We start from the raw sequence: 24,473 nt of genomic DNA on the forward strand, positions 1-24,473 counted from the left end.
GCGGAAGTGACGTAGAACGTGTGACCGGTGACCGCCGGGCCGAGCCCGTTTCGTCGTCCGTCCCCTAGGTCCGGGCCTGGCCGGCGAGGTCGGGAAGCAGCGGCACCATGCGGTCCCAGCGGGAGATCTCGCAGCCGTCGCGGCGGTCGTACGTCGCGTCGACGGGGCGTCCGGCCCAGGTACCGGTCACATGCGCGGTGGCGGGGCCGCCGTACTGCATGGTGCAGACGCTGCCCTCGGGCACCGGCGCGAAGACCTCCTGGCCCCACCGGGTGTCGCCGTCGACGACGGCGCAGGCGCCCTCCGCGTCGGGATGGTCGCCGGCGGCGGGGTGGCAGTACAGCTCGTAGGTGCCGTCCATGCCCTGCCCGGCGTCGCGGACGGTGACCGTGAGGTGGTCGCCGTCCGGGGCGCCGGGACCGGCGGCCGCGGTGGAGGGCGCGGCGCAGACGGAGGCGAGGGCGGCGGCGGACAGGGCTGCGGCGCCGAGGAGGCGGGCGGCGGGGGTGCGGGTGACCTGGAACATGACCTGACCAACGCGCCGGCCGCCCGGACGTTGCGCGACCGGCCGCGGACTACGCCGTAAGGGCTTTGCTCTGCGGCCCGCGCGCCTAGTACCGTAGGGGTCGATTGGTGACAGCGCGCTCAACTGTGTCATCATCGGCACGCGCCACTCGCGCTCGCACGCGAGGTGGTGATGTTGTCTGGAGGCGTCGCCTAGTCCGGTCTATGGCGCCGCACTGCTAATGCGGTTTGGGGCTTACACCCCATCGAGGGTTCAAATCCCTCCGCCTCCGCCATCTGACCAGGGAGTTCGGCCCGAAACGGCTGGGCTCCCTGAGTCGTGTTCGGAGCCATGTTCACCCCCGAGATGGCACGTTGCTGGCACCAACAGCCGACAGGCGGTTCTGGCGCGGGATGAAGGCGGCGATGCGGCGCGTGGCGTCCTCCGCCATCTCCTCCGCGACCACCGCATAGATGTCCATCGTGAACGACACCGAAGCGTGCCCGAGGATCTCACTCACGAACTTGATCGGCACGCCTGCGGCGAGCAGCATCGTGGCCGCGCCATGACGCAGATCATGGAAGCGGATCGGGGGGAGTGGCATCCGCGCGGCGACCTCGACGGCGGCCTCCGTGGTGCGGAACTTCCGGGCGATCCGGTCCATCGGCCACCTCTCCGCCTGCTTCGCCCGGATGTTGGCGTACCGCTCCAACAAGATCCGGAAGCGGCTCGACAGGTAGTCGGCCTTCAGCGCGCTGCCGTCCTCGTAGCAAAAGACGCGGCCGGCGTCCTGGTAGGTCTCGCCCCACCGCAGCCGCTCCTCTAGCTTCTGCTTGTGCCAGGCACGCAGGACCCGGATGGTCTCGTCGTCGAGGGGGATCTGGCGGTACCCGGCTTCCGTCTTGGTGTCGTCCAGCTCGTCATCGGACTGGGACTGTAGGACGTGCAGCCGCTTGCGTTCGAGGCTCAGGTCTTTCTCCTCGGCACCGACCAGCTCGCCGCGGCGAGGACCGTAGTAGGCGTCCAAGTGGAAGGCGGGGTACTGACGCTCCTCGGATGCCTCGGCGAAGTCGAGGAACGCGCCAGTCTGATCGGACGTCCACACCATCACCTTGGCGGGGATCAATCCCGTCTTCTCCCACGCCTCGACGCGCTCCGCGGTCCACAGCAGCGGCTTCGCGCGGCCCTGCTTCCGCTTCCCGCCCTTGGTCCGCCAGACCCCGTCGGCCGGGTTGTCCGGGCGGATCTTCGACAGCTTCGTAGCGTCGGTCAGGGCGCCGTGCAGGACGGCGTGCACCCGGCGGATACGGCTCTCGGAGATCGGGCGGGTGTGGAGACGGCGGCCGTGGCGGGTGGCGCGCGCGTCCTTCAGGCGGCGGAGGATCTCTGAGCGGTCGCCTTGCTCCTCCGGACGGTTCAGCTTCCGCATGGCGGCGTACAGCTCGCGGAGGTGCTCGTCGGTGAGGTCGACGACCTTGATGTGCCCGAGTCCGGGCTTGCCGTACAGGTCGATGGCCTCGCGCTCGGCGTCGAGCGTGCTCCTCTTCAGGCCCTCGCCGGTCTCGGCCTCCGAGGTACGCCAGGCGTAGCGGCGTTCGAGGTACTGGCCGAACGTGGTGTTCCGCTCGTCGTGCGCCTTCGGGTTGGCGGCGGTGCCGAGCACCTTGGCGAGCGCGGCCTTGCACTCGCGCTCGGTGTCGAAGGGGCCGACCCGCGGCTGCCGGCGCTTACCGTCCGCCGACTTCGGCGCCTCGTATCGGGCGTACCAGCCGCCGTGTCCCTTCTTGCTGATGCTCGGGCACTTCTTGCCCAGCAGGCGCTTCGTCTCCGGGTCCCGGCACGAACACGCCTTGTACGGCTTCACGAGTCCTCCCTGGACGCAGCCTGCTCACGCTCGTACTGGAGAGCAGCGCGGTTCCAAGCGCTCTGGCGTTCGGGGGTGAACCAGGCTCGCGACACTTCCTGTGCGCGCTCGGTCGGCATGGCCTGGATGGCGATGGCGAAGTCCATCGGGCTCTCGGGCGGGACAAGGAAGGCGGTGCCGCTGATCCAGTCTCGGGCCGTTGCCGAGGTCGTCGTCAGTTCGGGCGTGACCTCATACGGGTCTTCGTCGTCAGCGTCGGCCGGGACCATCAGGTCGACGGGATTGGTGCTCAGGGCATGGGAGAGGGCGAGGAGTTCTTCCACCGTCACTTCGCGCCGGCGCTTCCCGCTCTTGTCGGGTCGGCCGGTCTCGATGTTCGTCAGGGCGGCTGTGGTGATCTGAGCTGCGCCGATGCTGGCGCACTTGTCGGCCAACTGCTGACGGTTCAGGTCCAGCTGTCGACGGCGCTTGCGGACCTGCGCGGCGATCACGTCGCTCGGAGTGGAGTGCATATCGACACGCTAGCTCATGCGTGTTGCACAGTCCATGTGTTGTCGATACGGTGTGTCTAGGACGCACGGTGCACGATCGTGCGTGTCGTTTCGACATGGAGAGAGGGTCATGGACGACTCCCGCCCTCAGATGACGCACGACGAACTGCGGTCCATCGAAGCCACGACCGTGAGCCTGGAGACTGCAAACCGGGCCTACGGCATCCGGCGGAGCCTCGGCTACAAGCTGGCCCGCGAAGGCCGCTACCCCTGCCGCGTTATCAAGGCGGGCAGCGCGTACCGCGTTCCGACCGTGGAACTGCGCCGATCGCTCGGCGTTGCGGAGCTGCAGGGGGCCAGCGCGTGACCGCCGTCTGGTCGCGCGAGGCGATCGAGGCGCTCGGCCCGACGACCGACGTGCCCACCGTGGCGTCGATCTTCGGCGTCAACAAGGACACCGTGTACGCGGCGATCCGCCGGGGCGAGTGGACCACGACCCGTGTGCTCCCGCTCGGCCGGAAGATCAAGATCCCGACGCGCGACGTTCTCGCGGTTCTGTACGACGCCGAGGCGCCGACGGGGCCCACCGCGCCGGTTCGCCCGGCAGTGCCATCACAGTGCCAACACGCCCCGTTGCCGCAGGTCGAGCCCGCTGAATCGCAGTCTCAATGCGGTTGCAGGTCTGAGAAAGCGGCCGTGATCCGCCCCCTCCGAGGGGCCTGAAAGCGGCCCCTGCACGGGCGCCGGAGATGACAGCTCCGACGACAGCGCGCAGGGGCCTGCACAACCCCGTCCAACCAACGACGAGACCCCCGGGTCGCTGGCAGGCGACTGATCCCGAGGGCCGCGTCTCCGAAGTTGAAAGGAGCTACCGCCATGGTAGCGACCAGGACGACCACTCAGCAGCCCACCGTTCCGGCCATCCCCGCCGTGGACACCACGCCGACCGGCCGGCTCCCGCACGCCGTGATCGATCCGGCCACCCCGGTCTTCGGCACCGACGGCGAGCCGACCCCGGAGGGTGCGGCCGCGCTCGACCGCCTCACCAAGCGGATCATCCGCGAGGCCAACCGCACCGCCGACCCGCAGAAGACCCTGCGCCTGGCCATCGCCGCCCTGCCCGACGCGATGGCGGCCTGGGCGGCCGGACGGGCCATCGCCATCCCGGGGCTCGCGTGAGCACCCGCACCAGCAACGGCTCCTCCCGCCCGGCCACTAGCGCCGGGCGGGGGCGACCCGCACCCTCGTGCGACCGGTGGGCAAGCAGGATCGCGGCCCGCTACGGACTGACCTTGGCTGAAGCCCGCGCCGAACTCCGCCGCCTCGCCGAACACGGCTGGCAGGCATGGGAGTTCCACGCCCGCTTCGCGCCCGAACGCAAGGACGACACCGCCTAATGGGTTACGAGCTGTACCGCGAGGTCAAGGTGTGGGCGCCGACGTCTCTGACGCACCGCGAGAAGTTGACGGCGATGGTCCTCGCGGACGACGCCAACGACAAGACGCGCCTCACGTACAGCAGTGTGGTGGACCCGGAGATCATGCGGCAGGCCATGGTTCCGGACGACCGTTCCATGCGCCGGATCGTCGCCAAGTTGAAGGAAGAGAAGGTCCTTGAGCACGTCGGCGGCGGCCACAACGGGCGTACAGCGAAGTACCGATTCCTTCATCTCGCTCCCGCAGGGTCCGGCCCCGAGATGCCGGGTGATTCTGACCCGGCTACAGCCGACGTAGGGGGGTCAGAATCACCCCCCTACGGAGGAGCGCCGAACGAGGAGGGGGGCGAGAAAGACCCTCCTACGGATGGAGTAGCCGGGTCTTTTAGTGCCAGTAGGAGGGTCAAAAAGACCCGCCCTACCCCTTCACCCCCAACTACCTCTTCCTCAACCACTCCGGCGAACAAGTCCGCCAGCGGCCAGCGGAAGCCAGGGAAGCACCAGGTCGCCGACGACCTCACCGCCGCCTTTTGGGAGCACCACGGCAAGGGCAGGGCACAGTCCTTCATCGCCGTCCGCGGCATCGTCCGCACTGCCATCGGCAACGGCGTTCCGCGCGACGACCTCGCCCGCGCCCTCGACCGCATCGCACGCGAGGGCCGCGCCATCTCTGGCGCCACGATCGACATCGCCCTCGGTGCACTCCGTAAGGCGCCCTACCAGAACCCCACAGACGACAGCGTGTACGACGAGGGACTCATCTGATGCACGACAACCAGCCCGGCGCCCGCCGCCGCCTCGACTTCGCCGGCCTCCGGGTCCCGGCGGCCGGATACTCCCTGCCCGCCCCGAGCGAGACTCTCCACCTCGGGCCGGACACCCCGGACCGCTTCGACGCCCTGTACGTCGGACGGCTCTCGGTAACCGATCTCACCGAAGCAGAGACGGAGTTCCTCCGCGCCTACTTCCTTGCTCAGCTCGACACAGTTCGTGGCCAGAACGTCGCCGCCTTCGAACGCCGGATCCCCCGCCGGTACGCCACCGTGCGGCCGAGCGGGCGTGCCGGGGACTGGGCAACCGCGGTGACGTGCGACCCCGAGAGCGCGCCGTCGCTGCTGGTGCTCGGGCCGACCGGCACCGGCAAGACCCACTTCGCCTACGGTGCCCTGCGGGCGATCGCCGAGACCGGCGTCCGGGTGTCGTGGCAGGCATACACCGAACCGGACCTGTTCGCCCACCTGCGGCCCTCCCACGGCCGCGACGACGAGCAGGCCCTGCGGGACGTAGCCAGTGCTGACGTCCTCTTCATCGACGACCTCGGCGCCGCGAAGCTCTCGGACTGGACTGAAGAAGTCACGTACCGAGTGATCAACCACCGGTACGAGCAGTGCCTGCCCGGGATCTACACCAGCAACATCCCGCCCAAGGAACTGGCCTCCGCCATCGGCGGGCGGATCGCCTCCCGCCTCACCGAGATGTGCGAGCGGATCTCCCTCAAGGGCGACGACCTGCGCAAGGGGGCCCGGTCGTGAGCGAGGCACCCTATGCGCGGCCGTTGCCGCACGACCTGGCCGCAGAACAGGCCGTCCTCGGCGGGATGCTGCTGTCCACCGACGCGATCGCCGACGTTGTCGAGGTGCTCGACGGGGCGGCCGACTTCCACGAACCGCACCACGAGTTCGTGTACAGCGCGATCCTCGCCCTGTACGCGAGAACCCTCCCCGTCGACCCGATCACCGTCACGAACCACCTTCGCGAGCAGGGCCTTCTCGCAAAGGTAGGCGGGCCCGCAGCCGTCCACGACCTCGTCAACCAGGTCCCGACAGCTGCGCACGCCCGGCACCACGCGGAGATCGTGCACGACTGCTCCCTGCGCCGTCGCATGATCCGGGCGGGCTCGAAGATTGCTCAGCTTGGCTACGGCGGAGCCGACGCCGTCGCCTCCCTTGATGTCGCGCAGGCCGAGCTGAACGCAGCCGCACAGACCCGCGAGAACCCCGACTCAGCGCTGATCGGCGACGACCTCGCCGAGATGGTCAGTGAACTGGAAACCCTTCAGCGAGACGGACGCGCCATCGGCGTACCGACCGGCTTCGCCGACCTCGACGCCCTCACGAACGGACTGCACCCCGGGCAGGTGGTCATCATCGCGGGGAGGCCGGCGCTCGGAAAGTCGACGCTCGGGGTCGACATGGTGCGGTCCTGCTCCATCCGGCACGGCCGCCCATCGGCGTTCTTCAGCCTGGAGATGTCCCGTCGGGAGGTACAGCACCGCATCGTGTCCGCCGAGGCCCGCATCGGTCTGCACCACATCCGCAGCGGCACGATGACCGACACCGACTGGGTCCGTTTCGCCGACAACTCCGCGCGGATCGCGAAGGCGCCACTCACGATCGACGCCACACCGAACCAGACGGTCATGCAGATCAAGTCCCGGTGCCGTCAGCTGAAGCGACAGACCGGCCTCGACCTGGTCGTCATCGACTACCTCCAGCTCCTCACCTCGGGCACCTCACGGCGACAGGACAACCGGCAGCAGGAGGTCTCCGACATGAGCCGCTCGATCAAGCTCATGGCGAAGGAGCTGGAGGTGCCGGTCATCGTCCTTGCGCAGCTCAACCGTGGCCCCGAGCAGCGCACCGACAAGAAGCCGCAGGTCTCCGACCTCCGCGAGTCCGGTTCCCTGGAGCAGGACGCGGACATCGTGATCCTCCTGCACCGGGAGGACGCCTACGAGAAGGAGTCACCACGGGCTGGCGAGGCCGACCTGATCGTCGGCAAGCACCGGTCCGGGCCAACGGCCACGATCACGGTCGCCGCGCAGCTGCACTACTCGCGCTTCGTCGACATGGCGCTGACGTGATCGGCCTCAGCGAGGACGACATCGCCGCCGCGCGCGAGCAGGGCGACCTCGCAGCGCTGGTCCTCATGTCCAGCGGCCTGGCGATCAGGGCGCCGAAGCAGCGCGCCGTTCCGAAGGCCCCGCCCCTGGCTCGGGTGCGGCCAGGGGCGTGGCCGGACGGTACGCAGTCGCCGGGCCTCACACCGGAGGCCGCCGCGTACCTGGCTCAGCTCTGGCCCGACCGATACCCGTCCGCTGGCCACAACCAGGAGCGGTCGACCACAACCACAGAGGGGAACCTCTCATGACCCTGACGACGATCTCTCTCGGTCTCCACAGCTTGGCCGTGGGCCTGTGGACGCCAGCCGCCGTGCGCGACTGGCACATCTCCCGGACGGCGACCAGGCGGGCGCGCACCAGAGCGCCGTTGGTCGGGTACGGGGTTGGGTCGGATCCGGTTGCGGAGGGGGCAGGCCGGTGAGGCGGCAGCGGATGGTCAAGGCGGTGGCCGGGGCGCGGGAGGTGCTGTTGGACGCGGCGGGGCTCGGCCTGCTGTCGGCGGCGGCGTTCACGTGGTCGACGACGGCGGGGTTGGTCGCGGCCGGGGTGGCGGTCCTCGGGATGAACTGGCGACTGAGCGAGGGCGCCGAGTGAGCGGGCACCACGCCACCGGTGCGCGGCCCGCGCTGGCGCTGGGCATCCCGGAGTTCGTCATGGAGGCGACCGCGCCGGTGCAGTGCCGGGAGAACCCGGATGCCTGGTTCGTCGAGGGCCTGCGGCAGTCGGACGCGGAGGCCCTGTGTGAGGGCTGCAGCTTCCTCGACGTGTGCGAGGCGTTCGCGCTGGAGCGGCCCGAGCTGTTCGGGGTGTGGGGCGGGACGACGCGGCGGGAGCGCGAGCGGCTGCGCCGGACCCGGGCCGCCGCGTAGGGCGCTTTCGGGGCCGCGTTGTCGTGGCAGGGGGTGCAGCGCTCCGGGCGCCCGGGGGCGGTTGGCAGCAGTGCCGGGCGGACGTCCGTCCGTTCGGTTACCGGTAGGTCGGATCAAGGAGTAACGGTCATGGTGAAGATCACTGAGGTGCAGGTGCGGCAGGCGGAGGCGGCTGCGGCGGAGCAGGAGCGGGTGCGGTCGGAGGCGTCGGCGGTGTTGGAGGCGAACCCGTACAGCGAGATGGCGGCGCTGCAGCTGACGGAGGAGTCGAGGCTGGCGGCGCAGCTGAGGGCGAACGCGCGGGAGATCCGGGCGGCGTTCGAGGCGCAGGCGACGGAGGAGCAGCGGCGGGCGTCGCGGCCGGAGCTGGAGAAGGCGGCGGCGGCCGAGATGAAGACGGCCCGGTCGGAGATGCCGGCCCTGGAGAAGCAGCTCGTCGACGCGCTGAAGACGGCGCAGGAGGGGCTGGTGGGGGTGGTGTCGGCGGCGGAGGCGTACACCGCGGCGGTCGGCCGGCACGCGGATGTTCTGGTGGAGGCGGGCCTGAACTTCCGTGAGGGTGAGACGGGTGGGGAGCGGGACGTGCTGGGGGGTGCGCGGCTGAAGGCGGACGGCCGGGAGTACGTGCCGGTGGCGTCGGGGGCGTTGATGTCGTGGCTGGTGCTGCGGGTGATCGAGGCGCGGGTGTCGCAGTACCACCACCTGAACGGTGCTCTGTCGGGGACGGCGAGGGCGGCCGGGCAGCAGGTGCCGCGGGTGGTGGAGGCGGTGTCGGCGCCGAAGCGGGTGAAGCGGCCGGAGGCGCCGGTGCCCAGGGTGGGGGCGGCTCCGACGCTGATGGATCGCTGACCGGCCGATGTGGCGCCCGGTGCTCCCTGGTGGGGGTGCCGGGCGCTTCTGCGTGCTCCAGCGGATACGCGCGTTACGGCTGTGCGTGAGGGTCTCGTGCGCGGCGTCGGTACGCCTTCTGTCGGCACGCGGGTTTGCAGTATCGGGAGTCGGCGCGGCCGGTGGTGATGGGCTCGCCGCAGGTTTCGCATGGCTGGCCGCTCCCCTTCCCTCCGTTACGGCTGCGCGTGAGGGAGACGCTGCAGGACTGTGAGCAGGTGACCCGTTTGAGCAGGGGGTCGCTGTTGCGGATGACCGGCTGGCCGCAACTGACGCACGGGGTGGGCGGCATCGGTGCGCCGCGCCCGACGAGGCCGAGCCACTTGACGGGGAGGGTCCTGTGGTCGTTGTTCCAGTAGCCGCGCTGGTCGGTGTAGCAGTCCGTGCAGATCTGCAGGGGTGTGCGCCACCAGCGGCGCCGTATCCATCGTGCGCCCTGTACGAGGTGCGCGGGCTGGTCGGCGAACGGTGTCGCGCATACGGCACAAGTTTTCTCACCCATAGCCGTAACGGTAGGTCGGACGGATTGTTCTGTCACGCGTAGTCGTAACGCTCTGTATGAATACACCAATACAGAAGCCGGGTTTGCGTATAGCTACTTGCATACCTCCTTACGATCTTTGTAGGAGGTGGACAGTTATGGCCACGATTGGACAGACGGAAGTCTCGGCGGTGACGCGGGTCGAGGATCTGCCGCCGCGGGTGCGGGCGGCGGTGCTGCTGGCGTTGGGCCGGCGGCCGGAGGAGATAGGCCCCGCGGTCGGGGTGTCGGGCAGGACGGTGCGCCGGTGGCGTGAGCGTCCGGAGATGCGGGCCGACATCCGCAGGGTGCGCCTGAGGCTGCTGGACGGCGCGCTGGCGGCCGAGCGGGCGGAGGCCGGGGAGTGAGCCGCCAGAAGCAGCGAAAAGGCCGTCAGGCGAGCGCCGGGCGGGTCTTCCTGGATATGCGCGGTGGCCCCCTCGACGGGGCGCGGATCAGGGTTCCCGGCTTCACCCCTACGCAGTACGCGCAGGTGTGCGCCATGGCCCGGGCGGGACGTCTCCAGTCCCCGCTGCTCACCCGGTTCATCACGGCGTTCTGGGAGGCAACCGACTCGTTCGACGCGGGGCCGTACTCGGACGAGTACCGGGCGCTGTTCTTCCGGTGGATCGGCGCGGTGCCCTGTGACACTTGGACACCCCTCGACGACCTGGAGCTGCAGCGGATTCTCGGAGGTGCCGGATGAGCGACGACGTCACGATCACCGTGCACGTCCGGGACCTGACCGGGCCCGGCTTCAACTCCGTCAGCCGGAACATCAACGACCTGCAACGGCACGCCAATGCCGTCGGCGGCACGCTGCGGATTGTCGGCGGTCGACTCGACGACGTTGCCGGGTCGGCGTCCACCGCGGGTCAGGCGCTGGGCAAGAGCGGCGGCGGTCTCGGCGGCGCCGCCATCGGCCTGGCCGGAGCGCTCGGCGCGTCCCTGCTGCCCGCGATCGGCTCCCTCGCCCCGATGCTCGCCGGCCTCGGCGTCGTCGGCGGTGGCGCGGCCCTCGCCATGGACGACCTGAAGAAGAAGGCGAAGGAGCTGAAGGGCCCCTTCGAGGACTGGAAGAAGGCCGCAGAGAAGGCCATCGCCCCGCACACCGAGCGGGCGGTGAAGGACCTGAAGGGGGCGATGAAGGACCTGACCCCCACGCTGCAGCTCGGCGCGGAGACGTTCGGGTCCATCACGGAGCGGGCCTCCGCGTTCGCGAACAGCCCGGCCTTCCAGACCGCATTCCAGCGGAACGCGCAGATGGGCGTGGTGTTCGTCGAGCAGTTCGCCACGTCGGTCGGGAAGTTCACTCAGTCGTTCTTCGAGTTCGGCACCAAGAGCAAGCCCGCGCTGGACGCCATGACCACGCTGTTCGGAGGCATCCTCGACACCGGTCTGCCGGGCATGTTCGAGGGCCTGGAGCAGGGCATTGGCGGATCGGCCGAGATGATCAAGGGGTTGGCGTCGTTCCTCAACGAGGGACTGCTGCCCGCCCTCGGTGACGTCTCGGGCGCCTTCGCCGAGACCTTCGGCCCGCTGATCGGTGAACTCCTCGAAGCGGCCGGGCAGAGCGTCCGCGGCCTGGGCACGGCCTTCGAGTACGCCATGGAGGCGATCGAACCGTATGTCGGCGTGATCGCGGACGGCATCCGCGCGACGAACGACGTGATGCGGATCGGCGCAGGGGTAGCCGGCTCGCTGGCGACCGAACTCGGCGGCGCCCTGCTCGGCGCCCTGCTCGACGTCGCTGGCGTCGACACGTCGAAGCTGGGCAACGGCTTCCGCGGCCTCTCGGACTGGGTCGACGCCAACGAGGGAAAGATCCGGGGCGCGTTCTTCGACATCGCCGGCGCCATCACCTCCATGGTCGCCACCGGTGTTGCGGCACTCCCGAAGCTGTGGGGCGGCTTCCGGATTCTCGCCGAGATGGCGATCACGTCGGTGGACACGATCGTGTCGTCTCTCGCGCACAGCCCCCTGTCGAAGATCCCGGGGTTCGGTCAACTGTTCAAGCAGTGGAACGAGGACTACGACGAGTGGGCGAAGGGCGCGCGTGAGGGACTGTCGAGCGTTGGCGGCACCATCCAGGAGTTCGCGACGACGGCTGGTGAGAACCTCAACCGAGTGCAGTTCAAGCTCAAGGTCGAGGAGGCGGAGCAGAACCTCGCGAGCATCAAGGAGAAGCTGAAGGACCCAGAGCTGACGGCGACGCGTGAGGCCGAGCTGAAGGCGGAGAAGAAGCAGGCCGAGCAGGCGCTGAGGGAGGCGAAGGCGGCGCTGAAGTCGTTCGATGGGCAGTCGGCGACGGGCGTCTTCAAGGGCAACAACCTGCCGTTCATGGGCGTGCTGGGCGGCATCCGCGCGGTGAAGGCGCCGACCAAGACGAGCGACATCAAGGCGAACCGGTCGCCGTTCGACGCCGTCATTGGCGGGATCGCTGGTCAGACCGTGGCCAACGCGTACATCAACGTGTACTCGCGGCAGGTCGACTCCGGCATGGCGAAGCCGTTCAACAACGCCTTCGGCGGGCGGGTGCAGCGCCGGGCGGACGGCGGCGCGCTGCAGCACTTCCCCAGCGGCGGCCTGGTCGAGGGGCCGGGCGGGCCGCGCTCCGACAGCATCCTGGCGACGTTCGGGTCGGGTGCGACGGCGATGGTGTCGGACACCGAGTACGTGGTGCAGTCGTCCGCGGTGAAGAAGTACGGGCTGCCCGTCCTGGAGGCGTTGAACAGGGGCACGTTGAAGCTGGCCAAGGGCGGCCAGACGAAGGCTCAGAAGCAGGCGAAGGCGGAGGCTGCGGCCCGCAACGAGGCGCGCGGTGACCTGACGCTGAGCCGCTTCGGGTACATGGCGGGCTGGCGCACGTCGGAGTTCGGGAACGCGCTCGGCAACCCGGGCAGCGTCTCTGCGCTGGTGTCGGCGCTGAACCAGTGGCGGTCTACCGTCATGAAGGCCACGCACGGCAAGACCGAGAAGGATCTTCTCAACATCCTCGATCAGTCCGGCAAGTTGCTGCTGGGCTGGCAGAAGCAGCTTACGAAGACGTCGGCGTCGCTGGAGAAGGCGCGGGACAAGCTCGACGGTCTGAAGCAGGCCGCTTCGCAGCTGGCGGAGTCGGTGAAGTCCGGGGTCCTCAACAGCTCGGCCATCACGAAGGGGCGGCAGGACGGGCCCGTCACTCTCCAGTCGATCATGTCGGGGCTCGCAGGGAGCCGAGACAAGAGCACCGCGTTCACGTCCGCGCTGCAGCAGCTCAAGGACAAGCGGGTCAGCCCTGCGCTGCTTCAGCAGATCGCCGAGGCCGGGATCGAAGGCGGCGGCCTGGAGACCGCCAGCGCGCTGCTGAAGGCGTCACGCAAGGACATCGCGATGATGAACCTGATGCAGAAGCAGATCACAATCCAGGCGGGCCTCGCCGGAAGCATCACCTCGGATGCTGTGTACGGCGCCGAGATCAAGGGCCAGGAGCAGTACGTGAAGGCGTTGCAGTCCAGCGTGACCTCGCTCGGCGCGAAGATGGACAAGCTGGCCGCCGCGATGGAGAAGTACATCGAAATGGGCCTCGGTATGAAGGCCACCGGCGGGATCATCGGCGCCGCGTCGGGCGGTGCGCGCGGGTCGTGGACGATGGTCGGCGAGCACGAGCCGGAGCTGGTGCGCCTGCCTTTCGGGTCCCGCGTGTACTCGGGGCCGGACACCCGCCGCATGCAGCAGCAGGCGTGGACGTCGATGCTCAACACCCCGCGCGGCGGCGGGCAGGCCGCGGGAGCGGCAGCACCGGCCGGCGCTCAGCAGATCGTCGTGCACGCGACGATCGAGATGGACGGGCAAGTCGTCGCCCGGCAGATCATCGACCCGATGCGTAAGGAGGTCGTGACCCGCGGAGGGGTGCGGCAGACCTTCGGACCGTGACGGGCGAGGGGGTTGGCTTGCTGCCCACCCCCTCCGCTCGCTGCCTCGTGGCGCTGTCGTGCTCCGACGGCCACCCGGCCGCCCTCTCGCCCGAGAGCGGGGGTACAGAGGGCGGCCGGGCGTTCAGGGGGTGGCCGGCCCGCCCGTGACGGGGGACTCCGCGGGCGGACCAGCCGTCTGGTCCCGGCGCTGTCGGCGGCGCAGCCGGGGCCAGGCTCAGGTGTTGGCGTCCTTGTACGCCTCCCACAGGGCCTCCGCGACGGGACAGCGGCCGTCCTCGTGCCCGCAGTCCCGGCAGTCCGCCGTGTGCCCGATGTACGCGCGGTACGCCGTCTGCGTCCGCACGAAGGCCATGCTGTTGGCCATCCGCTGGAGATGACCGGCCCCGCTGCTCGGCCAGGCAGTCACTGCGGCCTCCGGCGACGGCGCTGGGGGTGCGGGTGGTTGCGGATCTCCACGTTGCAGTCCGACACCAGCGACAGGTTCCCCGCCGTCCTCGCCGCGGCCCGCTGCCGCGCCAGGGCCTGACAGACGTCGCACGCCTCGGCCGCCAACGGCTCGGCGAGGGGGATGCCCAGGATGGGCGCCGGCTCCATCTCCTCGGTCTTCATGCGGCCGTCTCCTTGGTCGGTCGGATCGGACCACCCGGGCCGAACGCTGCGGCGAGGACGGCCGGGTTGGTGAGCAGGCCGGTGCCGTCGGGCCGCCACAGCCACCAGCGGCCAGCCACCGACCACCCGCACGGCGGGCAGCGCAGTGTCCAGCCGGCAGGCTGCACGGTCACCTGCCGCACGTCGGCGAGTTCCTCGGCGGCGGACGGTGGGACCAGCCACCAGGTGCGGTCGGCGTCCGGATCGGCGAGGACGGGGCCGCGGTGCTCGGGGAGGATCCGCGCTGCGGCGGGCATGCCGTTGGTCAGGCGGGACTCGGCGACGAGCCAGTGCGCACCGGAGGCGATGGGCGCCAGTTCGTCGGCGTCCCACCGAGCGTGCGTCTCATGTGGACGGCCGGAGCAGCGAGCGAGCCAGGTATCGGCCGCCTCGTACCGTTCCGCCAGGGAAGTCGCAGGGGGCATGTCCGGCAACGTAGGGGCTGCAATTGCAGGCCCGTGCGCGGATTGCGCGGGATTGCGCGCGCGGTTCGGCCAGTTGCGGCCGGTTGCTCAGGAAGCGTCCAGCGCCGTCAGGGCGGCCCTGGCCCGGCCGATCAGGTGGCGGGCGGGCGCACCGTAGGCGGCCGACTCGGCGAGCCAGTCCCACGCCCGCTCATACAGGACGACGTCGTCGTCACCGGTGAGCCACAGCTCCTCGCTGATCGTCTCAACGATGACCAGCCGCCGATCGTAGATCCAGAACGCGTGCGGGGCGGTGCGCCGCAGCTCCGCGCCGAACGGGATGACACCGAGTTCGATGCGCCGCTGGCCGACGAGGTTGTACAGCCGGTCGAGTTGCTCGGCCATCACGTCCGCAGGGCACGACCGGTGGTACAGGGCCGCCTCGCACACCAGGAACCGGAACGTCTTCTCCGGGTCGTACAGGGACTCTTGCCGGCGCATCCGCGCCTCGACGGCGGCCTCCGTCGTCGGCGGGATCCCACGGAACTCCGCGTTCGCCTCGAAGATGATCCGCGCGTACTCCGGGGTCTGGAACAGGCCCGGCACCCGGGACACCTCCAGACCGCGGATCAGGCTGGTGGCGTCGGTCTGGCGGACGCCGATCTCCTGCCGCCCGCGGTGCCCGCCCGCCAACTGGCGGCGCCAGGACCGGTGGCGCTGCTTCATGTCCAGCGCGGACAGCAGCCCGTGCAGCTCGGCCTCGACGTCGGGCCGGCCGAGGCCGTGCGCCCACGCGGTGAGGTCGCCGCGGGTGGGCGTCTGCTTGCCGTTCTGCAGGCGCGACACCTTGGACGGCTGCCAGCCGAGCCGGGCGGCCAGGGCCCTGCCGTCCAGCCCGGCCTCGGCGCGCAGCTCCCGCAGCCGGGCGCCAAGGGCCTCGCGGGCGGTCTGGAAGTCCGTGGTCACACGATGGAAGCTACCCGCTTCGCGAAGTCCGCGGCAGGCACTGCGTGATGCCAGGCGGCGTCGCGGGCCTGGCAGGCGGCGAGGACTTCGGCGGGGTCCTCGGTGACGTACACGCCGAGGGTGGTGTCGTCCTCGTCGAACTCGAACCGGGCCACGGTCTTGGAGTCGAACAGCCAGAGATCGTGGTCGGGCAGGCGGAGGGCGTGCGCCTCGCTGCGGGGGAGGTAGCGGATGTCCTCGCCGGCCGCGACGTTGCTGGGGGCGCGGGCCAGGAGGAACTCCTGTCCTTGGGTGAGGGGCGCGTCGACCAGGCGGACGCGTTCGAACCGCTTGCCCTGGTCGACCTGCTCGCGGACGTTCTGCCGCCACGCGTTGGCCGGCTCGGCGGCGACGTCCTCACCGGCGAGGAACCGCGGCCAGAGCGGGGACTTGCGGTCGGAGGCGTAGCCGCGGCGGGTTTCCAGCCGCCAGGCGGTGTGCCGGAAGTCGCGGAACAGGTGGGCGATCTCGGCGAAGGGCTGCAGGGGCGGGGCGCTGGCGCGGGGTGCGTACCGGGTGAGCAGCGTGCGGGGGACGCGGACGAACGTCTCGGACGGCTTGACGTCCCGCAGTTGCACGAGGTGCCCGGGGTCGGTCTCGCGGTCGCCCTGTACGAGGATCTCGTCCGTCTCCGGGATCTCGTACAGGGTGGGGCAGTCGCCGTCGTCGCTGGTCGTGCCGAGGAACCTGAGCGTCATCACGCCTCCGCAGACTGGGGTTGGGCTCCCAGCATGCGGAGGAATGCGCGGCCGCGCCCGAGGATTGCAGCAGATTGCGCGGCTGGCAGGGGTCGGTCGGATTGCGCGCAACGAGGCCGGTTACGCCTTGGGGACGGCCCACTCGGCGGGGATCTCCATCGACTCCGGCGTGTACAGCACCCGCTCCGGTCGCTGCTTGGCGGGCACGGCGAACACGGTCTTCCCGCGGACGCATTCCCCGTTCTTCAGGGCGGCCTCGTGGGGGTACTCCGGCTTGGGGAAGTCCCCGTAGGTGGTCCCGCTCGGCTCGATGCGGGCGCCGTCGGCGTAGGCCAGGGCCCACGGGTATCGGGTGACGCCGCTGTTGCCGCCGCTCACGACGCACGCCTTGATTTCGACGGCTGCCCAGGTGTAGCCGGTCGTGCCGAATTCCTCGTCTGCCGAGGTCTGAGGCTTGAAGGTGTCCTGTTCGTAGCCGAGCACGGTGACCGCCATGGTCACGCCGTCCACGTCGTCGGTGAAGGTGAGCGTCTGCCCGATCTCCATGGGAGCGGCCGGGGCGGGGGTGGGCGTGGGGGCCGGCGTGTCCTGCGGAGTGGCGGCCGCTCTTGAGGTGGGCTTGTCGTCCTTGGGGCTGTCGTCGTCGCCGTTGCTGCAGGCCGTGAGGGCGAGCAGCAGGGCGGCGGCCGTGGCGATGGTGTGGGTGCGCATGGTGTCCCCCTGGTCGTGCGTGCTGATGGCGTCATCATGCGCTGCGTGAAGGACTGGTGTGGCTGGCGTGTCTGTCTTGTGACCGAGGTCGGCGCCTACGGCACGTAGACGCCTGCGGCACTGGCCACCTGACGGACATCCATGAACGGCTGCAGGGGCGCTGGCTTCCACCCCGTGGCCTCTTGAATGAAGCCGCCCTTGTCGGCCTGCCGTCCGTTCCAGGCGAGGTCGCGCACCGGTACGCGGTTCCAGTTGATCGGCTCCGCCAGACCCTCGCGGGTCGGGTGGGTGAAGTGCGTCAGGAAGTCCTCGTACAGGGGGAAGTCCGCGGGGAGGTTCTGGTGGGGCGCGGCCTCCCAGGTGCCGCCCTCGGCCGCGGTGACGAACCAGTAGACCGGGACCTGCCCGCGGGCGTAGACGTCTGGCCGCTGCTGGTGCGCCTGGTCGCAGTACTCGCTGGCCCACTTCTCCCACAGCTCGGAGGCGCTGGCCTCGGTGGGCAAGTAGTCGTCGCTCATGGGAGAGCCGTTGGGCTCCCAGTGGAGGACGAGCCGCTGCGTGTTCTCGTAGCCGCTCACCTTGCTGCGGAACGTCCAGCGGACGGAATCCGGGTACGTCTTCACGATGCTCATGATCGGGTCCTCTCGACCGGCTCGGGGGCAGGCAAGCTACCGCACCCCGGACATTCACGACGGATAAACTCTGATCCCTCCAACCGCATGAGGTATGCGGTTGGCTGGGTTTGACCTGCGGTTTCGGAGCGTGATGGCACGCGCTCGGCACACCTCTCGGTGAGCAGTCGGACATGCGAAAGCCCCCGCCAGGTCGAGGGGACCGGGCGGGGGCGGGGTGGGTTGGGATCAGCGGGCGGCGGGGCAGATGGCCGACTGGCCGTTCGCGTCGAGGTGCTCGCGCTTCGCCTCGGTGCCGGGGCGGGCAGGGCTGACGACGACGGTGCCGCCGCATCCGCACGCCTCGTAGGTGTGGGTCATGGGTCCCTCCCGGGGATCGGTTTCTTCACCCCCTAGTTCACGGCAGCGGGCTACGACAGCAGATCTCTGCAGGGTTGTTCGGAGTGTCGCGCCCGGGAGGGGTCAGCGGTTTCCCGCGGCGTGCGTGCGGCGCCACGCATTGTGGGCGCGCCGGCCGAGGCGCAGCCGGAGTCGGTCGCCGTGGCAGCGCGGGCACAGGCGGGGCTGGCCGAAGCGCTGGATCTCGGCGAGCCCGCGGCACCTCCGGCAGGGCGCGAACGGCTTGACCGCGCACAACACTGCGTAACCGCCGAGCCAGACGAACAGGGCTGCCGTCATAGCGAGCACCATGGGGTGTCTCCTCCTGCTGAAGTGGGTGTTTCCCGTTTCCCGGGGGCGCCCTGCTAGACGCTAGATCGCTGATCACAGGGGCGATGGGCCGCTAGCGGGCCTGCTAGACCTAGCGGGGTGGGCTGCTAGGTCTAGTGGCCCTCGGCGGTCTAGGCGGCGGCCCTGTCGGCGTCACGGCGAGTGATGGCGGCGGCCACATCGGCGCGCTTGATCCCCCGCCGGTTCTTGCCCGTGCCGTCGTCGGTGGTGCCCCACACCTGGCCGGGCTCGACACCCCACGGCTTCAGCGCGGCTGTGACGTTGCCCGCCTCCCAGCCGGCGTAGACGTCGGGGCGCAGCTCGGCGAGGCGCGCGGCGATCCGCTCGTTCCACACCTGCTCCTCGTCGGCCGCCACGACCTTGAGGATGTCGCCGAGCAGGTCGAGGCTGCTGGTCTCGGACGGGCCCTGCCCGAGGGCATGGCCGGTGACGTTGCCGTACTCCTCGCGCAGCAGGCGGGCACGGGCGACGACCTTCTCGGCACCGGGGGCGTCGACGAACGCGGACGCGACGATGACCGGGTCGTCGCCCTCGCCGGCCATCCAGCAGATGCCCCGGTCGGAGCGGGTGAACATCGTGGCGCGGATGCCGGCCTTGTAGGCGCCGGTGCTCAGCACCATGTCGTTCGCGGTGTGGCCTATGACCTTCAGGCAGAACCGCAGGATGGCGTTCGCCGAGATGCCGGGCGGGAGGCTCTTGGCGTCGGGCCGCTGGGTGGCGAACATGCCGACGATGCCGAGGGCCGGGCCCCGCTTGGCGACGTCGGTGCAGATGGACGTCAGCTCCTCGCCGTACTTCTCGTGCTCGAACGGGACCTGGCACTCGTCGAAGCCGACGACGATGGGGTGCAGGCCGAGGCTCTTGTCGCTGGCCAGGGCCGGGGTCACCTTCGACTCGGGGCAGCGGTGGCTGGGCAGGTTGCGGATCACCTTCGCGCGGCGGCGCAGCTCCTCGCGCAGCTCCCGCATCGACTGCAGGACGTACAGGACGTCGTCGTCGTCCTCACCGGCCCGGTAGCGGTGGCAGACCGGCTCCAGGGGCCGCAGGTCGCCGGTGCCCTTGAAGTCGAACGCGTACAGCTCGGCGCGCGGGTCGAGGGCGGCGATGAGCAGCAGCAGCCTGAGCAGGAACGTCTTGCCCATGCGGGGGATGGAGCCGATGACGACGGAGGCGAACATCAGGGTGACGACCATGTCCCGCATCCGCTGGTCGTTGCCGAACACGACGGGCTGGAACAGGTCGACCTGGCCGTCCTTGAGCAGGGGCCAGGCGGGCTTGCTGGTCTCGTTCATCGGCTTGTCGCCCACCCACAGGATCAGGCGGCCCTCGTGCTCGTCGGGGTCGCCGGACGGCCAGACGCAGCCGAGCTTGCGGCGCAGGCCGGAGGCGAGGGCCTGCCGCTCCTCCATCACGTCCTCGGGCGTGACGCCGAAGGGCAGGTCGATGTCGGCGCGGTAGCCGGGCCCGTCGCGGGTGATCTCGCTGGTGAAGCGCATGCCGTTCATGTCGCCGCCCTTCTTGACGGCGGCGGTGATCCGGGGGTTGCCGATGGACTCCAGGGCGCGCAGCACGATCGTGCCGGTGAGCTTCTGCAGCTCGGTGCGCATCACCGCGGGGCCGATGACGGGGGCGTCGGGCTGCTGGCCGAAGTAGCCGCAGGTGAGGACGGCACCGGCGGCGAAGACGTACAGGAACGCGGGGGCCATGACGTACAGCCACAGGGCGAAGCCGGTGCCGAAGACGATGCCGACGACGGCGACCAGGCCGCGGAGGCGCACCCGGTTGCCGCGCAGCCGGGCGAGCGTCAGGTATTCGGCGGCGTCTTCCTCGCGGACGGCGTGCGCGCGCAGCGGCGCGGCCTCGCGGTCCCACACCCAGCGGTTCGTCTCAACGACGAAGCGGCAGGCGCCGCGCGGGGACATCAGGGCGAGCTGTGTGGCGTACCAGGGCAGGCGGACGGAGTGGTACAGCGAGGCGTACCCGGCACGGCCGGCGGCGTGCTTGACGGTGGCGGCGAAGTCCCGGCGGTCCTTCAGCCAGGTGGGGAGAATCGGCTTCCGCTTCTCGGTGGTGACGCCCGGGGCGGGCAGCTTCGGGTTGTCGACGGGTACGGGCGTACTCGGTGTACCCGGCTCCTCGGGTACACCGAGTACGGGTGTACTCGGGGCGCCGGGGTGAGCGGGTGCCTGGACGTCGGTCATGCTGGTCTCTCCGGTTGCTCTGGTGGGTGATCGGGCACCCGGGGAGGCCGGTGTACCTGGCCGGGCACGGCCGCCCCGGGGCGTACCTACTTGCTGCGGCGGGCGGCCTCGCGGGCCTGCGCCTTGGCGACGATGGCGTCGGCCTGCTTCTCCAGGCGTGCGACGCCGCCCTTGCCGCGGGCCTTGCGTCGCTGGATCTTGGCGCCGATGGCTACGACGCGGGCGATCTCGCCCCAGGTCAGGTCATCGTGGTTCGTGGCGGGCATGGTCAGTCCTCCGTGGTGGTGTCGGGGAGCAGGGCGGCGATGGCGGCGTGGGTGCGGGCCACGGTGCTCCACGCCTCGGACGCGGCGGCGTAGGCGGGCGTCTTCTCCCGGGTGTTGCTGGCGTAGCGCTCGGCGTCGTCGGCGAGCTTCGCGGCGCGCATGACGGCCTCATCGGCCAAGGCCAGGTGCTGGGCGCGGTCCATGTGGGTCCTCCTCGTGCGGGCCGGGCTGTCCGGCCCCACCGCACCCCCGCAGTCGTGGGCCGTAGGCCCACAACTGACGGAGGACGGAAGGGCAGGTCAGCGCCGCTTCTGGAAGTCGGTCCACATCGAGCGCAGGACCAGGACGACGATCGCCGCGGTGCCGCCGAGGATGGCCAGCGCCAGCGACGCGAACGCGATGCCGACACCGCCGACGCACACGGCGCAGGAGATGCCGATCCACTCGCCAGCCGAGCGGCGCGGCTTGTGCTGGTGCTCGCACTGGTGGTGCTGCGGGGTGGCCTGCGCCTGCTGCTGCGCGGTCTTGGCCAGCTCGATGGCGGCCATGGCGATCTGTACGGCGGCGGTGTCGGTCGCGGCCTCGCGGACCGCGGCCTCCGCCTTCTCCAGGGCGTCGCTCATCGCGTCCACCTCCTGACGATGATGGGGCGGGCGAGGGCGCCGAGGACGAACGCCACGAACAGCGGCTGCGTGAACAGCGCGACCAGCATGGCGGCGGCCACGGCCGGGACACCGGGGACGGCGAGCAGCAGCCCGAGCAGGGCGCCGAGGATCAGCCACCTCATACCGTCACCCCCGCAGCACGGGCCTGGAGGGCGGTGCGGAACGCATCCTGGATCTCCTTGGCCTTGGCCTGGCCGACGGACAGCCGGTCCTTGATGGCCCGAATCGACGGCAGTTCGCCGGCGAACAGCTGCTCCTTGAACTCCTCGGCGGCCAGGCCGAGGCCGTACTCGGTGAGCGGCAGCGGCTCCTCGGCGGGCGCCGCGTAGTCGCCGTCCACGGTCCAGTCGGGTACGGCGCCCACGCGGGTGTCGGGTACGTACTCGGCGTGTACCTCGGGGCGTACCCGGGTGTACTCGGCTGCGGGTACGAGGGCCGCCGCGGCGGGCGCCGGCCGGGCGACGATCGGCAGCAGCCGGACCCCGGCGGGTACAGCCGCAGGGACCGGGCGGGCGGGTGCGGGTACAGCGGGTACGGGTTCCGCTTCCGGCTCCGGCGCGTACTCCTCGGGCGCCTCGGCGGGCGCCGTCTCGGGGGCGTCGGCGAGGCGGTGCACGCGCCACAGGACGAGCGGGGCGATTGCGGCGACGGCGACGACCAGCCACACGGTCACCGGCAGCAGGCCGATCGTGACGAGGTGCGCGGCCGCGTTCACGGCGATCAGCGCGACGACGGCGGCGAAGACGTCGCGGCGGGCGTGCAGGGCGCGGACGGTGTAGATGTCCAGGGCGCCGGGCACGGCTGCGGCCACCCACTGGTTGAAGCCGACGGCGCGCGCCAGGTCGTACTCGGCGGAGGCGGTGGCGATGAGGGCGGCCACGAGGGCGGCCCACTTGAGGTAGTCGCGGTCCATCAGGTCTGTTCCTCCCGGAAGCCGGCATAGTCGCCGGGCGGGTAGACGTAGTTGGTCAGGGCGCCCTCGGCGGCCACGGCGGCGGCACCGGCGACGGCGAGCACCGCGGCGGTCCTGGTGTGGCCGTGGTCGGCGGCGGCGTTGGCGGTCACGGAGGCGACCTGCGTGGCGCGGCGGGCCGACGCGGGCGAGCCGTCGGCGGTGGTCATCGCGCTGTACAGGGCGTCGCGGGCGCGGTCGCGGAGGCTCATTCGCCCACCACCTCCCCGGAGGCGCGCACGACGCGGTGGGCGGCCAGGCAGACGCCTTCGCGGTCGCGGCGCTGGTTGGCGTCCAGCAGCGCGGCCATGAGGGCGGGGACAGGGGGGAGGTGCCGTTCCGACCGGGACACTGCGCGGAGGGCGGCGTTCTCGGTCGGCCGGCGGACGGGGCCGCGGGCGCTCACTGGCTACCCCCGCGCAGTTCGGTCAGGTGGTCGGCGAGGGCGCGAAGCTGGTCGGCGTGGGTGTCGAGGGCGGCGGCGAAGTCGTACAGGCCGCCCGGGGCGAGCGTCGCCAGGAGCAGCGTCACGGACGCCTCGGGCTCGCGGCTGGACCGCTCGGCGAACGGGGCGTGGACGATGCTGGCGTCGCCGACGTGGCGGCCGTGGAAGCGGAGTGTGATGGGTTCGCCCTGGTGGAAGACGTCGGCCCGGTAGCCGTCGTCCTGGTGCTGCGTGGTGCACCAGTCGGGGCAGGTGACCGTGACGGCGCCGTGGTCGATCGTGCGCACGGTGACGGTACGGGGCGTGGTCACTGGCCCTCCTCAGCAGGAAGGGTGACGGCCTCGGACCACGTCTTGCCGGCGACCAGCGCCGCGTTGGCCTGGTCGACCGTGACGTACCCCGCGACCGGGTGCTCGGCGAGGCGCTCCCGCAGGTAGCGGGCGGTCCAGGCCGGGCCGAGGTCGGGGCCGTCTTCCAGGAGGTTCCGGAGGGCGATGCGGGCGTGCACGGCGCGGCTGTTCAGCAGCCGGTCGTGCACCTCGGCGCCCCCGGTGGTGGCCGGGTGGGGCAGGTCGATGGCTTCGAGGACGGCGGCGAGCAGGTCGGTGATGGCCGGGGGCAGGGCGCCCACCGTGGTGGTGGGCGCCTGCTTGGCCTGGCGGCCGGTCATCGGGTGGTGCCGGCGAACGCGGCGATGAGGACGACGGCGGCCTTGTACTCGGTCTTCCTCGGCTTGTAGGCGGCGACCAGGCGGGCGACCTGCGCGAGGGTCCAGCGGGTCACGGAGTGGGTGCGGTGGGCGCGGCCTCCGGCGACGGTGCGGCGGGTGCGGGCGGTCGCGGCGGGGGTGACGCCGAGGCGCTTGGCGACGGAGCGGAGGCCGTTCGCGACACCGGCCGCGGCGTCCTTCGCAACGCCCGCGGCGATGGCGACGGTGGCGAGGGAGCGGGGCCGGCGGCGGCAGGAGGCGGCCAGCCGGGTCTCGGCGGACCGGGCGCGGAGGACGGCGCGAAGGGTACGGCGGTTGGCGCGGCGTTCGCGGCGAATGGAAGGATGCGACATAGCGGTCTCCTGTCGAGAGCAGGTGGTCCGTCAGGCCCCGGCCGGTGTTGGAGCACCGAGCCGGGGCCGCCCCGTTTCCGAGGACCGAACCTTGTAGATACAGAGTATCCGGGAACCTTGTAGATACACAACCCCCGTGGGAGGATCCGTGTGTCTACATGAGAGGGAGAGCGATGGCTGAGCAGTCCGACGAGGGATCCAAGAGGCACACCACGCCCAGACCAATCCGGGTCCCGGATCCGCTGTGGCAGGCGTATGGCCGCGTCTGTGACCGGCTCGGCACCGATCGCACGAACGACGTCCTGGAGCACATGAAGGCGCGCATCCGGGAGCACGGGACCGCCGAGGACCAAGCGGACCTCGACCGGGCGGAACGGGAACTCGCCGAGCGGCGGGCACGGAAGGGCGGTCGGCCGGCGCGCGCCTCAGCGGAGCCCGAGTAACTACCGGCGAAGTGCGTGAATGCGCCGACCTGATGGCACGGCGCTGGCACCAAGAGGCACGGTCGCGTTCCGGCGAGGATCAACGCCTTCAGTTGGCATTCCGTCGGTGACCTGCAGCCCATCGTCTCGGGGAGTCGCAGCACGTTGGGGTCAGACGAACCCCAACACACTGCTAATGCGGTTTGGGGCTTACACCCCATCGAGGGTTCAAATCCCTCCGC

The 24,473-nt window shown here is 70.7% G+C and carries 37 protein-coding genes and 1 tRNA gene; 15 read left to right on the top strand and 23 right to left on the bottom strand.

Translation table 11 applies throughout. The features are described from left to right. Positions 1-64 precede the first annotated feature (64 nt). On the bottom strand, positions 65-526 hold the full coding sequence (locus tag IE258_RS07910) for an SSI family serine proteinase inhibitor (protein ID WP_189740678.1): 462 nt from the start codon (positions 524-526) through the stop codon (positions 65-67). A 180-nt stretch (positions 527-706) separates the two neighbouring features. On the opposite strand from IE258_RS07910, the gene IE258_RS07915 reads away from it, so the two are divergent. Next, positions 707-800: transfer RNA gene (locus tag IE258_RS07915), tRNA-Ser, on the top strand. Positions 801-860: 60 nt separating this feature from the next. Here the strand turns inward: IE258_RS07915 and IE258_RS07920 are convergent. Both IE258_RS07920 and IE258_RS07925 read right to left on the bottom strand, forming a co-directional pair. Then, the gene (locus IE258_RS07920) at positions 861-2,369 is read right to left on the bottom strand and encodes a site-specific integrase (RefSeq protein WP_189740680.1); all 1,509 of its coding nucleotides are present in this window, start codon (positions 2,367-2,369) and stop codon (positions 861-863) included. Then, entirely contained in the window at positions 2,366-2,881 is a 516-nt protein-coding gene (locus IE258_RS07925; RefSeq protein ID WP_189740682.1) for a helix-turn-helix domain-containing protein, read from the bottom strand. Before IE258_RS07925 ends, IE258_RS07920 begins: the two co-directional genes overlap by 4 nt. A 109-nt stretch (positions 2,882-2,990) precedes the next feature. On the opposite strand from IE258_RS07925, the gene IE258_RS07930 reads away from it, so the two are divergent. The 13 genes from IE258_RS07930 (at position 2,991) to IE258_RS07990 (ending at position 13,389) form a co-directional block, all read left to right on the top strand. Beyond that, entirely contained in the window at positions 2,991-3,227 is a 237-nt protein-coding gene (locus IE258_RS07930) for a hypothetical protein (RefSeq protein ID WP_229891979.1), read from the top strand. Next, on the top strand, positions 3,224-3,583 hold the full coding sequence (locus tag IE258_RS07935; protein WP_189740685.1) for a helix-turn-helix domain-containing protein: 360 nt from the start codon (positions 3,224-3,226) through the stop codon (positions 3,581-3,583). The genes IE258_RS07930 and IE258_RS07935 overlap by 4 nt, the downstream gene beginning before the upstream one ends. Positions 3,584-3,736: 153 nt before the next feature. Next, positions 3,737-4,039, top strand: coding sequence for a hypothetical protein (locus IE258_RS07940; protein ID WP_189740688.1), 303 nt, complete (start codon positions 3,737-3,739; stop codon positions 4,037-4,039). 217 nt (positions 4,040-4,256) lie between these two features. Next, positions 4,257-5,060 carry a hypothetical protein gene (locus IE258_RS07945; RefSeq protein WP_189740691.1) on the top strand — a complete coding sequence of 268 codons (804 nt, stop codon included), beginning with the start codon at positions 4,257-4,259 and terminating at the stop codon, positions 5,058-5,060. Beyond that, positions 5,060-5,827 (top strand): ATP-binding protein, encoded by a 768-nt coding sequence (locus IE258_RS07950; RefSeq protein WP_189740693.1) that lies wholly within the window; start codon positions 5,060-5,062, stop codon positions 5,825-5,827. Before IE258_RS07945 ends, IE258_RS07950 begins: the two co-directional genes overlap by 1 nt. Continuing rightward, the gene (gene dnaB / locus IE258_RS07955) at positions 5,773-7,158 is read left to right on the top strand and encodes a replicative DNA helicase (protein WP_373309730.1); all 1,386 of its coding nucleotides are present in this window, start codon (positions 5,773-5,775) and stop codon (positions 7,156-7,158) included. The genes IE258_RS07950 and dnaB overlap by 55 nt, the downstream gene beginning before the upstream one ends. Then, the gene (locus tag IE258_RS07960; RefSeq protein WP_189740696.1) at positions 7,155-7,445 is read left to right on the top strand and encodes a hypothetical protein; all 291 of its coding nucleotides are present in this window, start codon (positions 7,155-7,157) and stop codon (positions 7,443-7,445) included. The genes dnaB and IE258_RS07960 overlap by 4 nt, the downstream gene beginning before the upstream one ends. Before the next feature lie 169 nt (positions 7,446-7,614). Further along, positions 7,615-7,791 (top strand): hypothetical protein, encoded by a 177-nt coding sequence (locus tag IE258_RS07965; protein ID WP_189740698.1) that lies wholly within the window; start codon positions 7,615-7,617, stop codon positions 7,789-7,791. Further along, on the top strand, positions 7,788-8,066 hold the full coding sequence (locus IE258_RS07970; RefSeq protein WP_189740701.1) for a WhiB family transcriptional regulator: 279 nt from the start codon (positions 7,788-7,790) through the stop codon (positions 8,064-8,066). Before IE258_RS07965 ends, IE258_RS07970 begins: the two co-directional genes overlap by 4 nt. 129 nt (positions 8,067-8,195) lie before the next feature. Then, positions 8,196-8,915: a hypothetical protein gene (locus IE258_RS07975; RefSeq protein ID WP_189740705.1), complete on the top strand. Its 720-nt coding sequence runs from the start codon at positions 8,196-8,198 to the stop codon at positions 8,913-8,915. A gap of 678 nt (positions 8,916-9,593) precedes the next feature. After that, positions 9,594-9,842, top strand: coding sequence for a helix-turn-helix domain-containing protein (locus tag IE258_RS07980; RefSeq protein ID WP_189741213.1), 249 nt, complete (start codon positions 9,594-9,596; stop codon positions 9,840-9,842). Then, on the top strand, positions 9,839-10,180 hold the full coding sequence (locus IE258_RS07985; RefSeq protein WP_189740708.1) for a hypothetical protein: 342 nt from the start codon (positions 9,839-9,841) through the stop codon (positions 10,178-10,180). Before IE258_RS07980 ends, IE258_RS07985 begins: the two co-directional genes overlap by 4 nt. Continuing rightward, on the top strand, positions 10,177-13,389 hold the full coding sequence (locus IE258_RS07990; RefSeq protein WP_189740711.1) for a hypothetical protein: 3,213 nt from the start codon (positions 10,177-10,179) through the stop codon (positions 13,387-13,389). The genes IE258_RS07985 and IE258_RS07990 overlap by 4 nt, the downstream gene beginning before the upstream one ends. Before the next feature lie 216 nt (positions 13,390-13,605). Here the strand turns inward: IE258_RS07990 and IE258_RS07995 are convergent, their stop codons facing one another. The 20 genes from IE258_RS07995 to IE258_RS08085 all read right to left on the bottom strand — a co-directional run bounded on the left by IE258_RS07995 (position 13,606) and on the right by IE258_RS08085 (position 23,809). Further along, a complete protein-coding gene (locus IE258_RS07995) occupies positions 13,606-13,797 on the bottom strand; it encodes a hypothetical protein (protein WP_189740713.1) in 192 nt (63 codons plus the stop codon). Continuing rightward, positions 13,794-14,000, bottom strand: coding sequence for a hypothetical protein (locus tag IE258_RS08000; protein WP_189740716.1), 207 nt, complete (start codon positions 13,998-14,000; stop codon positions 13,794-13,796). Before IE258_RS08000 ends, IE258_RS07995 begins: the two co-directional genes overlap by 4 nt. Next, positions 13,997-14,464: a hypothetical protein gene (locus IE258_RS08005; RefSeq protein ID WP_189740719.1), complete on the bottom strand. Its 468-nt coding sequence runs from the start codon at positions 14,462-14,464 to the stop codon at positions 13,997-13,999. The genes IE258_RS08000 and IE258_RS08005 overlap by 4 nt, the downstream gene beginning before the upstream one ends. Positions 14,465-14,551: 87 nt before the next feature. Continuing rightward, positions 14,552-15,409, bottom strand: a complete 858-nt coding sequence (locus IE258_RS08010) for a helix-turn-helix domain-containing protein (protein WP_189740721.1) — start codon at positions 15,407-15,409, stop codon at positions 14,552-14,554. Beyond that, positions 15,406-16,146 carry a DUF6879 family protein gene (locus IE258_RS08015; protein WP_189740723.1) on the bottom strand — a complete coding sequence of 247 codons (741 nt, stop codon included), beginning with the start codon at positions 16,144-16,146 and terminating at the stop codon, positions 15,406-15,408. The genes IE258_RS08010 and IE258_RS08015 overlap by 4 nt, the downstream gene beginning before the upstream one ends. 120 nt (positions 16,147-16,266) lie before the next feature. Further along, positions 16,267-16,857, bottom strand: coding sequence for a hypothetical protein (locus tag IE258_RS08020; protein WP_189740725.1), 591 nt, complete (start codon positions 16,855-16,857; stop codon positions 16,267-16,269). A gap of 95 nt (positions 16,858-16,952) precedes the next feature. Continuing rightward, positions 16,953-17,489 (bottom strand): hypothetical protein, encoded by a 537-nt coding sequence (locus tag IE258_RS08025; RefSeq protein WP_189741216.1) that lies wholly within the window; start codon positions 17,487-17,489, stop codon positions 16,953-16,955. Positions 17,490-17,717: 228 nt separating this feature from the next. Then, complete coding sequence (locus IE258_RS41690; protein WP_268256314.1) at positions 17,718-17,849, bottom strand: hypothetical protein; 132 nt, start codon at positions 17,847-17,849, stop codon at positions 17,718-17,720. 102 nt (positions 17,850-17,951) lie between these two features. Further along, on the bottom strand, positions 17,952-18,179 hold the full coding sequence (locus tag IE258_RS08030; RefSeq protein WP_189740728.1) for a hypothetical protein: 228 nt from the start codon (positions 18,177-18,179) through the stop codon (positions 17,952-17,954). A 149-nt stretch (positions 18,180-18,328) separates the two neighbouring features. Further along, complete coding sequence (locus IE258_RS08035) at positions 18,329-20,419, bottom strand: cell division protein FtsK (RefSeq protein ID WP_189740731.1); 2,091 nt, start codon at positions 20,417-20,419, stop codon at positions 18,329-18,331. Between the two features lie 86 nt (positions 20,420-20,505). Further along, entirely contained in the window at positions 20,506-20,685 is a 180-nt protein-coding gene (locus IE258_RS08040; protein ID WP_189740734.1) for a hypothetical protein, read from the bottom strand. Positions 20,686-20,687: 2 nt separating this feature from the next. Further along, complete coding sequence (locus IE258_RS08045; protein ID WP_189740737.1) at positions 20,688-20,888, bottom strand: hypothetical protein; 201 nt, start codon at positions 20,886-20,888, stop codon at positions 20,688-20,690. Between the two features lie 96 nt (positions 20,889-20,984). Continuing rightward, a complete protein-coding gene (locus IE258_RS08050) occupies positions 20,985-21,308 on the bottom strand; it encodes a hypothetical protein (RefSeq protein ID WP_189740740.1) in 324 nt (107 codons plus the stop codon). Then, a complete protein-coding gene (locus IE258_RS08055) occupies positions 21,305-21,472 on the bottom strand; it encodes a hypothetical protein (protein ID WP_189740743.1) in 168 nt (55 codons plus the stop codon). The genes IE258_RS08050 and IE258_RS08055 overlap by 4 nt, the downstream gene beginning before the upstream one ends. Then, on the bottom strand, positions 21,469-22,263 hold the full coding sequence (locus tag IE258_RS08060; protein ID WP_189740746.1) for a hypothetical protein: 795 nt from the start codon (positions 22,261-22,263) through the stop codon (positions 21,469-21,471). The genes IE258_RS08055 and IE258_RS08060 overlap by 4 nt, the downstream gene beginning before the upstream one ends. Further along, positions 22,263-22,514 (bottom strand): hypothetical protein, encoded by a 252-nt coding sequence (locus IE258_RS08065; RefSeq protein WP_189740750.1) that lies wholly within the window; start codon positions 22,512-22,514, stop codon positions 22,263-22,265. The genes IE258_RS08060 and IE258_RS08065 overlap by 1 nt, the downstream gene beginning before the upstream one ends. Beyond that, the gene (locus IE258_RS08070; RefSeq protein ID WP_229891984.1) at positions 22,511-22,654 is read right to left on the bottom strand and encodes a hypothetical protein; all 144 of its coding nucleotides are present in this window, start codon (positions 22,652-22,654) and stop codon (positions 22,511-22,513) included. Before IE258_RS08070 ends, IE258_RS08065 begins: the two co-directional genes overlap by 4 nt. A gap of 50 nt (positions 22,655-22,704) precedes the next feature. Beyond that, positions 22,705-23,058, bottom strand: a complete 354-nt coding sequence (locus IE258_RS08075) for a DUF6907 domain-containing protein (protein WP_189740756.1) — start codon at positions 23,056-23,058, stop codon at positions 22,705-22,707. Continuing rightward, on the bottom strand, positions 23,055-23,417 hold the full coding sequence (locus tag IE258_RS08080; RefSeq protein WP_189740759.1) for a hypothetical protein: 363 nt from the start codon (positions 23,415-23,417) through the stop codon (positions 23,055-23,057). Before IE258_RS08080 ends, IE258_RS08075 begins: the two co-directional genes overlap by 4 nt. Beyond that, positions 23,414-23,809: a hypothetical protein gene (locus IE258_RS08085; RefSeq protein ID WP_189740761.1), complete on the bottom strand. Its 396-nt coding sequence runs from the start codon at positions 23,807-23,809 to the stop codon at positions 23,414-23,416. Before IE258_RS08085 ends, IE258_RS08080 begins: the two co-directional genes overlap by 4 nt. Positions 23,810-23,982: 173 nt before the next feature. On the opposite strand from IE258_RS08085, the gene IE258_RS08090 reads away from it, so the two are divergent. Then, the gene (locus IE258_RS08090) at positions 23,983-24,252 is read left to right on the top strand and encodes a hypothetical protein (protein ID WP_189740763.1); all 270 of its coding nucleotides are present in this window, start codon (positions 23,983-23,985) and stop codon (positions 24,250-24,252) included. Positions 24,253-24,473 lie beyond the last annotated feature (221 nt).

The sequence above is a fragment of the Streptomyces tendae genome (genome assembly GCF_014650435.1).
GTDB classification, from domain to species: domain Bacteria; phylum Actinomycetota; class Actinomycetes; order Streptomycetales; family Streptomycetaceae; genus Streptomyces; species Streptomyces tendae.